Origin of the sequence: Saccharopolyspora sp. SCSIO 74807 (genome assembly GCF_037023755.1) — a bacterium.
Lineage (GTDB): Bacteria > Actinomycetota > Actinomycetes > Mycobacteriales > Pseudonocardiaceae > Saccharopolyspora_C > Saccharopolyspora_C galaxeae.
In genome coordinates this window covers 3,262,712-3,274,526 of record NZ_CP146100.1, presented here as the reverse complement: position 1 = coordinate 3,274,526, position 11,815 = coordinate 3,262,712, and the positions used below count along the sequence as shown (strand labels likewise).

Below are 11,815 nucleotides of genomic sequence, written 5' to 3'. Positions count from 1 at the left end.
CACGTACCGTCGAAGCCCGGTGGAAGCCGAGGTTCCGCCGCGTCGACACGACGGCCGCAACGAGAGCACCCACGACAGAGCGGGAGCACCGCCTTGCACATCTCCTTCGTCTGCACCGGGAACATCTGCCGCTCGCCGATGGCGGCGCTGGTGTTCGGCGAGCACCTGCGCCGCGAAGGGCTCGCCGGGCAGGTCGAAGTGACCAGCGCGGGCACCGGCCCGTGGCACGTCGGGGAAGGCGCCGATCCGCGCACCGCGAAGGTCCTCGCCGACCACGGCTACCCCACCGAGCACGTCGCCGCGCAGTTCGATGAGCAGCACGCGGGCGCCGATCTGCTGCTGGCGATGGACGCCGGGCACCTGCGGGTGGCGCGGGACGAGGCGGACGATCCGGCGCGGGTGCGGCTGCTGCGCTCCTTCGACCCGGCCGCGGACGAGTGGGCGGAGGTGCCCGATCCGTACTTCGGCGGCGACCGCGGCTTCGAGGACTCGCTGGCGATGATCGAAGCGGCGATGCCCGCCCTGCTCGACTGGGTCCGCGCCCACCTGCACGACGAGTGACCTTCCGGGCCGACACGCCCGTGTCCCACACGATCAGCGCAGAACTTCTCGGAGCGAACGGACTGGTCGCCCAATCTATTCGGACCAACAGGCCGTTCACTCTGATCGGAGCGCTCGCCGGCGGGTGATGTGCGGGCGTGTCCGGTCCGCCGCGAGGCGCGGGGGCATCGGAATGAGCGCCGGGTTCCTGCGCGCTGTGCAGGGCTGGGGAAGCCGCAAGCAAAGCCGGAGGTGAGGTCAGGATGGGACGGACCGCGGAGGTCGCGGAGCACTACACCGGGTCCGCGGCCGTGCAGGTGCGCACGCTGGGCGGCGGAGACGCCGGCGCGTCCTACAGCGTGCGGCTCGACGACGGCCGCGACGTGTTCGTCAAGACGAACCCGCCGGGACTGCCGGGCGCCACCGAAGCCGAGGCCGCCTCGCTGCGCTGGCTGGCCGAGCCGGGCGTGATCCCGGTTCCCGCTGTGCACGGCAACAACGACCGGGACCTGGTCACCGAACACCTCGATGCAGGCAGCCCCACCGCGGCCGCCGCCGAAGAACTGGGCCGCGGACTCGCCCGGCTGCACGCCGCCGGAGCGCCCGCGCACGGCGCCCCGCCGCCCGGCGGTCCGGCCGACGCCTGGATCGGGCTCGCCCCGATGCGCAACGAGCCGTGCGCGGACTGGCCGTCGTTCTACGCCGAGCACCGCGTGCGCCCGTACCTGCGGCAAGCCGTCGACGCCGGTCTGATCGGCGATTCCGAGGCGCAGATCTTCGAGCGCGCCTGCGACGGGCTGCCCGAGCTCGAAGGTTCCGCCGAGCCGCCGTCCCGGCTGCACGGCGACCTGTGGACCGGGAACGTGCACTGGGGCGCGAGCGGCGCCTGGCTCATCGACCCTGCCGCGCACGGCGGCCACCGCGAGACCGACCTGGCGATGCTGGCGCTGTTCGGCTGCCCCCACCTGGAGCGGGTGCTGGCGGCGTACGAGGAGGTCAGCCCGCTGGCCGACGGCTGGCGGCAGCGGGTGGGCCTGCACCAGCTGTTCCCGCTGCTGGTGCACACCGTGCTGTTCGGCGGCGGTTACGCGCGGCAAGCGGTGGCCGCGGCGCGCTCCGCGGCCTGAGCGCGGTGTGACGGGGTCGCCAGGGACCTCGGCGCACCGTCGGCCTACCGTGGGGGCGTGCGCCTGAAGTTCTTGCTGCAGCCCGGCTGGATCGCGTTGATCTTGCTGGTCGCGGCGTTCACCACGTTGTGCTTCACGTTCCTCGCGCCGTGGCAGTTCGGCCGGAACGACGAGCGGAAGGTGCGCAACGAAGCCATCGCCGAATCGCTGCACGCCGCCCCGAAACCGCTGGCCGAGGTGCTACCCGCGGGCCGGGCGCCGGACCAGCGGCACGAGTGGGCGAAGGTCACCTTCTCCGGGAACTACCTGCCCGCTGGCGAGACGCTGGCCTGGCTGCGTTCGGTGCAGGGCGAACCGGCGCTCGAGGTGCTCACCCCGTTCCGCACCGACTCCGGCGAGACGCTGCTGGTCGACCGCGGGTTCCTGCGCCAGCGGGGCACCCACGCGCCGGACTTCGACGCGCCGCCCGCCGGCCGGGTCACGCTGACCGCGCGGGTCCGGGTGGACGAGCACGACGACGAGAACCGGCCGACTTTCCAGCGGGAAGGGCATCGCTGGACGTACTCGATCGACTCGAGCGTGCTCTCGCAGGGCACCGGCATGCAGTTGCGGCCGGGCTACTTCGCGCTGGTCGACGGCCAGCCCGGAGTGCTGGGGCCGCTGCCGCTGCCGCAGCTGGAATCGGGCCCGTTCTTCTCGTACGCGTTGCAGTGGATCTCGTTCGGGATCATGGCGGTGGCCGGGGTGGGCTACCTGATCTACGCGGAGACGCGGCCGGAGGAGCGGGTCGGCTCGGTGCGCAAATCGCGCAAGATGTCGGTCGCGGAGGCGGTCGCCGAGGACGAGCGGCGCGAACAGGAACAGCGCGAGCAGCAGGGCGAACAGCAGCAGGACGCGCAGCAGGACGCCACGAAGGGGCGCTGACCGCGCCCGGCGCTCAGTGCTTGCCGGGCGGGCGCCGGTAGCTGAAGGTCAGCAGCCACACCACCGCCAGCACCGCGAACAGCACGATCAGCGACGGCACGATCGCCAGGAAATCGGTCATTCCGACCACCTCCACTGCCTCCAGTCCTACCCGCGCACCCGGCTGATCGCCGCTCGCCCACGGCGGGTCACAAGCCAGTGAAGGGCGGTTTCGTCGCAGCGCACAGGGACCAATGGCCTGGCAGCCCGCGTCGCTGCAACGCTGCTGCGCCCCAGCATTCCCGCTGGTCGCAGTGGTGGCATTCCGGCAGGCGCAGCGATGCGCTCAGCGGCCGCGCGCCAGTGCGGCAGCGGCGGCGAGCAGCCCGGTGACCGAGCCGATCACGCGGGACAACTCGACGCTGCGGGTCACGTCGCCCGCGTCCGCGGTGCGCCCCTCGCCCATCACCGGCCGGTGCTCCACGGCCTGCCCGTAGACGGTCCGGCCGCCCAGCCGGACCTGCAACGCCCCGGCGAACGCCGCCTCGATCTGCCCGGCGTTCGGGCTCGGGTGCGCTGCGGCGTCCTGCCGCCAGGTGCGCCACGCCCCGCTCGCCGAACCTCCGACGACCGGCGCGCACAGCGCGGTGAGCAGCGCGCCCAGCCGGGCCGGTGCCAGGTTCAGCAGGTCGTCGGTCCGCGCGGCGGCCCAGCCGAACTTCGCGTACCGCGGCGAGCGGTGCCCGACCATCGCGTCGAGCGTGTTCGCCGCTCGGTAGGCCAGCAGGCCGGGCATGCCCCCGACTGCGCCCCAGACCAGCGGCGCCACCACTGCGTCGCTGGTGTTCTCCGCGATCGATTCGACGGTGGCCCGCGCCAGCCCCTGCTCGTCGAGGTGCTCGGCTTCCCGGCCGCACAGGTGCGCCAACCGCTCCCGAGCGCCGTCCAGGTCGCCCGCGTCGAGCAGGCGGCCCATCGCCGTCCCTTCGTCCGCCAGCGAAGCGCCGCCGAGCACGATCCAGGTGGTGAGGCCGGTGCAAGCGGCTTGCAGCACGGGGCTGCGGCGGGTCGCGCGTTCGGCGGTGGCGCCGAGCACCGCGGTACCGCCGACGAGCAGGCCCGCGTAGGCGATCCCGGTGCTGCGGCGATCGCGGTGCAGCCTCCGCTCCGCCGCCTGGGCAGCGCGCCCGAAAGCAGCCACCGGATGGCACCGCCGCGGGTCGCCGAACGCGGCATCGGCCGCCACTCCGAGTAGCAGCCCGACCGCTCGTCCCGCGCTCACCGGTGCCCCGCTCCCCTCGTTCAACCCACAGCGTTCACCCGTCCAGGCAGCAGCACGCTACCGCCGCGCCACCCGCCCGAAGCGGGCACCCGCACCAGGTTCTGCTCCGGAGCGGCGAAGCCGCTTGCGCCGGCCACCTCGGCAACCGGGACCGCCGCGGGTTCTCCGACGCCTGCGGTTCCGCCGAGCGACCACCTACGCAGAACCCTTCCCGGCCTCTCCGAAAAGGCACAGGTGACCGGCCGTGTCGGGTGGGCGGGTTATCGTGGCCGACCGTGACCGCCCCGGATCATGAAGCCGACGTGCTGCGCGCGGGGGTGGCGGGCACCGAGGCCACCGCGCCCGGGCACGCCACCTCGGACGCGCGCGCCGATGAGCGGCGGCTCGCGCTGTTCACCTACCTCGGCGAGCCGAAGCACCGCACCTACCTGGCGATCATGCGGTTGTTCACCTCGACGCTGCTGGCTGACCTGTCGGTCGGCGAGGTGACCGCGGCGCTGGCCGCCGCCGAGCGGGACGGCCGCATCGACCCCGGTGAGTCCGATGTGGACACCGTGGTGGACCGGCTGAAGCAGCTGCGCCGCTGGGGCAACCTGGTGCTCGGCCGCCGCGAGACGATCGCCGCCAGCATCGCCGAGTTCCAGCACGGCAGCGTCCGCTACCAGGTCAGCAAGCTCGCCGTGCGGGTCCAGCGGGACGTGGACGCGCTGCTGCGGGTGCCCGAAGGCGCCCGCGAGGTGTCCCGCGAGCTGCTGCCCGCGATCGAGCGCGGCCTCGGCCAGATCGGCTCGCTGCTGTCCGACGCGCTGGCCGCGGAAAGTGCGGAACCGCGCTCAGCGCCGTCGGAAAATACGCAACCGCGCTCAGCGCCGTCGGAGAGCGCGGAGTCGCGCTCTCTGCGCGCCAAGCAGACCCGCGAGCGGCTGGCCGAGCAGGTCACCACCGTCTTCCTGCAGCACGCCGAACTCGCCGCAACGGTGCGGGATTTCTACGCCTACCTCGGCGAGGTCGTCACCCGCCACCACTTGGCGCCGGAGGAGATCTCCGGGTTCCGCAACCTGCTGGTCGAGTACATCCAGATGGTCGTGGAGGACGTGCTGCGGCACACCGAGACGATCGCGACCTCGCTGGCCGGGCTGGCCGCCGACCGCGCTGAGCTGCTGCGGCTGCTCGGTCCGGCCGATCAGCTCGGCACCGAGGTGGAACGGGCGCGCGGGCGCACCGCGGCGGACTGGCAGGAACTCACCGATTGGTTCGTGGACGCGCCGGGCAGGCCCAGCCAGGTGGCGGCGCTGCGGGAGGCCACCGCGCGGGCCATCGGTTCGCTGCTGGCCAGCGTGAAGCGCGCGACCTCGGGCGGCGGGCTGCTGCCGGGCAGGCGCGGTGAGCTGTTGAAGCTCGCCCGCTGGTTCGACGAGTCGCAGCCGCAGCAGGCGCACCGGCTCTACGCGGCCGCGTTCGGCCTGTACTCGGCCCGGCACCTGCTGCCGGCCCCGGACTACGACAGTGACAACCACGAAGTGCCGTGGCGCGACGGCCCGGTGCAGGACGTGACGGTGAGCGTGCGCAGCCGCGGCGATCGCGGCGCGCGCGGGCGCACGTCGCGGGTGCTGGACGACCCGATGACCGAGGAGACGCTGCTGGCCGAGGCGCGCGAGGAGGACGCGCGGCGCAGCGCGGCGATCTCGGAGCTGGCCGCCGCCGGGCCGGACCTGCAGGGCACCAGGCTGTCCGGGGACGCCCTCGGCGTGCTGTGCGAGCTGCTGACGCTGGCGATGGCGCAGCGGGACAGCTCCGAGGACACCGGTTCGGCGCTGGACCCGGTGCACCGGCTGCGGGTGACGGTGCGGCCGGAGGACGGGCAGCACACCAGGATCGGCAGCGTCGGAGGCACGCTCACGCTCGACCACGCGGTGGTGGACGTGCGCGGCGACGGCGCGCTGCCGGACGCGGGCGGGGACGACGCGACTTCGGATGAGCGCCGGGACGGCGCGGTGTCCGATGGGCGCCCGGACGGCACGGTGTCCGATGAGCGCCGGGACGACGCGGTGCCCGAGGAGCGCCACGACGGCGCGTTCACCGAGCAGGCGACGGAAACGACCGGAGCCGCCCGGTGAACGCGACCAAGGTCTTCGACGAACTCTCCGAGATCGACGCGGGCAACGTCGTCCGCTGCGCGCGTGCGCTGCTGCGCAGGCCGCTGCTGCGGCCCGGCTCGCCGGACGGCGACCTGCTGCCGATGATCTACCGCCAGCGCGCGGCGCTGCACGAGTTGTTCTCCTCGCTGCTGGGCTACCGGCTCGTGGTGGAACGCAGGTTCGCGCGGCTCTACAAGGCCGGTCCCGGCGAGGACGCCACCCGCGGCGAACCGTCGCTGTCCCCGCGCGGGTACGCGTACCTGGCGTTGACGCTGGCCACGCTCACCGGCATCGGCCGGCAGGTGCTGCTGTCCCGCCTGGTCGTCGACGTGCGCGCGGCGGCCGTGGAGGCCGGGGTGCCGGTGGCCGACGACACCGGCGATCGGCGCGCGCTCACCGCCGCGCTGCGGCACCTGGTCAGCCTCGGAGTGATCACCGAGACCGAGGGCACCGTGAACGCCGCGGACTCCTCGGCGGAGGCGCTGATCACCATCGACACCGACCTGCTGGGCAGGCTCCCGGCCGGACCGATCGCCGAGGCCGACGGTCCGGAGGACCTCGTCGCGACCGCCGCGCAGGCCGGTCCGCGCAGCGTGGAGCACGCGGTGCGGCGCAGGCTCGTGGAGGACCCCGTGGTGCTCTACGAGGATCTGCCCGCGCAGCAGCGGGAATGGCTGCTCAAGCACTTCGGGACCGAAGCCCGGCTGCTGGAGCGGTTCTTCGGGCTGGTCACCGAGGTCCGCTCGGAAGGCGTCGTGGTCAGCGACCCGGAGGACTACCTGACCGACACGCTGTTCCCCGGCCCCGGCACGGTCGCGCGTATCGCACTGCTGGCGCTGCCGGAGCTGCTGGCCCGCGGCGAACCGCGGGAGGGCACCGGGGCGCATCCGGTGACCTGGCAGGATCTCCGGGAGGTCTGCGGCGAGCTGGTCGAGTCCTACCCGGCGGCGTGGTCCCGGCAGGCGACCGAGGACCAGGAGGAACTGGTCGGCGACGTCGCAGGACTGCTGCAGCGGCTGGGGCTGCTGCGCGCGCCGGACACCGCGGAGCCGGGCGGCGGAGACCCGGCAGCCGACTCGCAAGGCTCGGCCGCCGACGGCGAGACCTGGTGGCTGAGCCCGGCCGCGCACCGCTGGCTGCCGGAGCCGGACGCGACTCCGGCACCGGGCCGCGAACCGGAGCCCGCTCCCGCGCCGGAACCGCCCGGCTTGTCCCTGTTCGACGACTTGGAAGAGGACGGTCCACGGTGACCCCCGACGAGGCGAACCCGGCGAACCCGGACGGCGCGATCTCCGACGGCGCACTGTCGAACGGCGCGACCTCGGACGATGGCGCCGGTGGTGCGGCCCCGCCCGCGAGCTCTTCGGCCACCGATGCGATGCGGGCGCCGGATCTCCCGGCTGCGAACTCCGCCGCGGACGGCTCGCACGAGTTCGCCGCCGACGACCCCGCGGCGCCCGGGGTGCACCGCTGGCGCCTGCACCGCGGCGGCATCGTGAACATCTGGCAGTACGCCGAGAACACCTTCGACCTCTCCGGCGGCCGCGCGATCTTCCAGGGCACCAACGGCTCCGGCAAGTCCCGCACCCTGGAGCTGCTGCTGCCGCTGTGCCTGGACGGCGACCTGCGCCAGCTCGGTTCCAAGGGCTTCGACACGGTCAGCATCCGCCGCCTGATGCTCGACGAGTACCCCGGCGGCCCGAACCGCATCGGCTACGCGTGGGTGGAGCTGCGCCGCGATCGCCCCGACGGCGGCGAGGAGTTCCTGACCTGCGGGGTCGGCGTGAAGGCGTCGAAGACCTCGCAGGCGGTCAGTGACTCGTGGCGCTTCATCACCACCCGCCGGGTGGGCCACACGCTGCACCTGATCGGCCCGGAGCGGGTGCCGCTCGGCCCGGCGCAGCTGCGCGACGTGCTCGGCGCCGACTGCGTGCTCGACGACCAGGCGTTCCGCGCGAAGATCGCCGCGCAGGTCTACGGCGTGCCCGCGGCGCGCTACGGCGATCTGCTGCACCTGCAGCGGACGCTGCGCAACCCGGACGTCGGCCTGAAGGTACTGGAAGGACAGCTGGAGCAGATCCTCTCCGATGCGCTGCCGCCGCTGGAGCCCGCGCTGATCGAGCGGCTGGCGACCTCGTTCGACGACCTGGAGTCGATCCGGGAGAACATCGTCCGGCTCACCGGCGCGGACAAGGCGCTGGGCGCGTTCCTGTCCGCCTATTCCGGTTACGCGCTGGGAGCGCTGCGCGAGCGCGCGGAGGCGATGCGGACCGCCCGCGACAAGCTGCGCTCGCTGCGCAACGAGCTGGCGAAGCTGGAGAAGCAGCTCACCGCGCACCGCGCGGACCGGGACGCCGCGCAGCAGTCGGTGACCGAGCTGGAGCAGCGCGAAGGCCGCCTGGAATCGAGTGTCGAGGCGCTGCGCTCGCACCCGGCCTACGCCGAACTGCAGAACCTCCGCGACCGCGAGCGGGTCGTGGAAGGCGCCCGCTCGGCGGCCGCGTCGGCGCTGGACACCGCAGCGCGGCAGCGCGGGCAGGAGGACCGCTCGCTGGAGTCGGTGCTGGGCACGCTGCGGCGGCTGGTCGGCGACGGCGAGTCGGCCGAGCAGGCGGCGCAGCGGGCGAACCGGCAGTTGTCCGCGGCCGGGCTGGACGGCGGCCTGGTGCCGCGCCCGCCGGAGGTGCCGAAGGCGGAGCCGGTGAGCACTCCGGACCGGGTGCGTGCGGCGCCGGAGGCCGACGCCGAGCCGCTGGAGATCGAACGCCGCAGCGCCCCCGAGGTCGGCACCGACGCGCTGGCCGAGCAGTACCGCGCCGCGGCCGATCGCGCCGCGCACGCGGGCACGGTCGCGCAGCAGCGCGGCGCGTTGACGCTGGCGCTGCACCAGCAGGCCGTGGAACTGGACGGCCAGCAGGAGCAGGTCGCCAAGCTGCAGCAGCAGGCGCGCCAAGCGCAGCTGATCGCCACCGAAGCCGCCGGGCGGCGCAACGAAGCGCACCAGGGGCTCTCCGAGGCCGCGAGCACGTGGCGGGACAACGTCCGGCGCTGGGCAGCCGACTGGCCGCTGTCCACTTCGGACGATCCGGTGCCGGAGCCGCCGGAGGCCGAAGCGCTGCTGGCGGACCGCGCGGCGACGCGCCAGGCGCGGGAACTCACCCGCCGCTGGGCGCGGCCGAAGCTGCAGGAGGCGCGGCAGCGGATCTCCGAGGTGGACCGCGAGCTCGACGAGCTGCGCACCCGTGCGCGCACCGGCGAGCAGGAACTCGCCGAGCTGCGGGCGGGGCACGAGCGCGTCCCGGATCGCCCGGCTTGGGCCACGGCCGAGCGGGATTCCGCCGCCGGGCGCGCCTTCTACCGGCTGGTCGACTTCCAGCCGTCGCTCGGCGCGGACGAGCAGGCCGGTCTCGAGGCGGCGTTGCAGGCCAGCGGGCTGCTCAACGCCTGGGTCACGGAACGCGGCGAGCTCGCCGAGCCTGCCGACCTGCTGGCGGTGCCCGTAGCCGCAGCGACCGGCGGCACGCTGGCCGACCTGCTGACTCCGGCCGCCGAGCCGGATTCGCCGGTGCCCGCCGAGCGGGTCGCCGCACTGCTCGCCTCGGTGTCCACTTCGGACGCGGCGGCCGCTTCGGACGAGCGGGGGCTGGGCGTCGCGGTGGACGGCCGCTGGCGGGCGGGCGTGCTCGCGGGCCGCTGGCACAAGGACGCCGCGGAGTACGTCGGCGCCGGCGCGCGGGAAGCATCACGCGCGCGGCGGATCGCCGAGCTCGAAGAGGAACTGGCCGCGCTGCGCGAGCGGATCGGCGACGTCGAGCGGCGCCACCGCGAAGCGACCGAGCAGGCCGAGGCACTGGACAAGCACCTGGAGTCCTACCCCGACGACGGCGACCTGCTCACCGCGCACGCCAAGCTCACCAGCGCCAACGAAGCCGCCGAGGACGCCCAACGGCACGCCGCGCAAGCCCGCGAACAGCACGACCAGGCCGATCAGCGGTGGCAGGCCGCCCGCTCGGAACTGGTGCGCGCGGCCGGTGAAGCCGACCTGCCGCCGGAGACGCAGGCGCTGGAGCACGCCAACCGGGCGGCCACCGACGCCCGCTCCGCGATCGACGCGCTGCACGAGGCGATCGAGTCCCGCTGCCTGGCCACGCTGGCCGACCTGCGGGACATCTCGCTGCACCACGACGCGGCGGTGGCCGACCGGATGGAGGCGGAGTCGCAGGCCGAGCAGCGCTGCTCCGAGTTCGCCGAGCAGGCCGCCGGACTGGCCGAGCTGAACGAGGCCGTCGGCGGTGAAGCCCGTGAGATCGCCGACAAGGTCGGTGCGCTGGACCGCGAGCGCGCGCAGCTGCGCGAGGACCTGCCTGCCGCTCGGGAGCGGATCAGCACCGCGCGCGAGCAGGTGGTCCGGCTGGAGACGCAGTGGGAGACCAAGCACGGTCAGCTCGAAGGCCGCGAGTCCGAGGCGGATTCCGCCGCGGAGGCCTTCGACGCCGCGCTGCGCATCCCGGGGCTGTGGGCGGCCGCGCAGGTCGTCGGCGAAGAGGACGCCGACGACGCGCCGCAGGCCGAAGCTCCGTCCGAACTCGACAGAGCCGCCGAGCTGCTGGCGGCCGCAGGCGAGCGCAAGACCGCGGGCGAAACCGCCGTGCTCAACCGGTTCCAGGCGTTGCAGCAGTCGCTCAGCGGCGGCTACGACATCAGCGCGGGCGACCAGCACGGCGTGCTCACGGTGACGGTGACCGGCGAGGAAGGTCCGCAGCCGGTGGCCGACGCCGCCCGCCGGGTCGCCGAGCGGCTCGCCGAGCAGCGCAGCTATCTGGGTGAGCGCTACCGCTCGATCTTCGCCGACTACCTGATCCGCGACCTCGCGGAGCGGCTGCGCGGGCAGATGCGGGTGGCCGAGAACCTGTGCAAGCGGATGAACGAGGTGCTCGACGGCGCCCGCTCCAGCCAAGGCGTGCACGTGCAGCTGGAGTGGGAACCGGCGCCGTCGCTGGGCGACGACATCAAGCAGGCCATCGAGCTGGTGCGCACCCCGTTCGCCAACCGCAGCGAGGAGCAGGACGCGCTGCTGCGGCGCGTGTTCACCGATCTGATCGAGGCCGAGCGGGACAGCGCCACCGGCGGCTACGCGGAGATCCTTGCGCGGGCGCTGGACTACCGCTCGTGGTTCGCGTTCACCGTGCGGGTGCGCGATGTCGGGCCGGAGGGCAAGCCCCGGGTGCGGCGGCTGCGACAGCTCTCCTCCGGCGAGACGCGGCTGATCTCCTACGTCACCCTGTTCGCCGCGGCGGCGGCGTTCTACGACGCGGTCAGCGTCGCCTCCGGTGATCGCGGGCCGCTGCGGCTGGTGCTGCTGGACGAGGCGTTCGAGCGGCTCGACGATCCGACGATCGCGCGGATGCTGGGCCTGCTGGTGGACCTGGACATGGACTGGTTGATCACCTGGCCCAGCGGGTGGGGCGTGTCGCCGAAGATCCCGAAGATGCACATCTACGACGTGCTGCGCCCCCGCAGCGGCCACGGCATCGCCTGCACGCACACCACGTGGGACGGCCGCGACATGGAGCGCGCCGAGACCTGACCCGGCGAACGAAGCGGACGTCCCCGCGGTATGCGGCGGCGCAGCTGCGGGATCTCCGGGCCGCTGCGGGGAAGGCGTGCCTTGTCACGGGTGCTCCGGACTCGGATGCGGCGGACTCGGATGCGCCGGACGTACGTCGTCCGCCGATACCCGCTCCACGCACGTGGGCCGCTGCCCGGTCCGGCCGAACTCGCGGAGCGCTTCCCGAGTGATCGAAACTTCGGCGCCGACTACGCTG

Annotated in this window: 7 protein-coding genes; 6 read left to right on the top strand and 1 reads right to left on the bottom strand. The window is 73.9% G+C overall.

Features of this window, described 5'->3' with window-relative positions:
- Nucleotides 1-93 precede the first annotated feature (93 nt).
- The 3 genes from V1457_RS15085 to V1457_RS15075 all read left to right on the top strand — a co-directional run bounded on the left by V1457_RS15085 (nucleotide 94) and on the right by V1457_RS15075 (nucleotide 2,591).
- On the top strand, nucleotides 94-561 hold the full coding sequence (locus V1457_RS15085; protein WP_200071097.1) for a low molecular weight protein-tyrosine-phosphatase: 468 nt from the start codon (nucleotides 94-96) through the stop codon (nucleotides 559-561).
- Nucleotides 562-803: 242 nt separating this feature from the next.
- Nucleotides 804-1,667, top strand: coding sequence for a fructosamine kinase family protein (locus tag V1457_RS15080; RefSeq protein WP_200071096.1), 864 nt, complete (start codon nucleotides 804-806; stop codon nucleotides 1,665-1,667).
- 57 nt (nucleotides 1,668-1,724) lie between these two features.
- Nucleotides 1,725-2,591, top strand: coding sequence for an SURF1 family protein (locus V1457_RS15075; RefSeq protein WP_200071095.1), 867 nt, complete (start codon nucleotides 1,725-1,727; stop codon nucleotides 2,589-2,591).
- Between the two features lie 325 nt (nucleotides 2,592-2,916).
- Here the strand turns inward: V1457_RS15075 and V1457_RS15070 are convergent, their stop codons facing one another.
- Entirely contained in the window at nucleotides 2,917-3,852 is a 936-nt protein-coding gene (locus V1457_RS15070; protein ID WP_338604652.1) for a cobalamin biosynthesis protein, read from the bottom strand.
- Between the two features lie 275 nt (nucleotides 3,853-4,127).
- Here V1457_RS15070 and V1457_RS15065 point away from each other — a divergent pair, with 275 nt between their 5' ends.
- The 3 genes from V1457_RS15065 to V1457_RS15055 are packed head-to-tail and all read left to right on the top strand — an operon-like array spanning nucleotide 4,128 to nucleotide 11,577.
- Nucleotides 4,128-5,969, top strand: a complete 1,842-nt coding sequence (locus tag V1457_RS15065; RefSeq protein WP_338604649.1) for a DUF2397 domain-containing protein — start codon at nucleotides 4,128-4,130, stop codon at nucleotides 5,967-5,969.
- Nucleotides 5,966-7,240, top strand: coding sequence for a TIGR02678 family protein (locus tag V1457_RS15060; protein WP_200071092.1), 1,275 nt, complete (start codon nucleotides 5,966-5,968; stop codon nucleotides 7,238-7,240). The genes V1457_RS15065 and V1457_RS15060 overlap by 4 nt, the downstream gene beginning before the upstream one ends.
- The gene (locus V1457_RS15055; RefSeq protein ID WP_338604646.1) at nucleotides 7,237-11,577 is read left to right on the top strand and encodes a TIGR02680 family protein; all 4,341 of its coding nucleotides are present in this window, start codon (nucleotides 7,237-7,239) and stop codon (nucleotides 11,575-11,577) included. The genes V1457_RS15060 and V1457_RS15055 overlap by 4 nt, the downstream gene beginning before the upstream one ends.
- The last annotated feature ends 238 nt before the right edge of the window (nucleotides 11,578-11,815 follow it).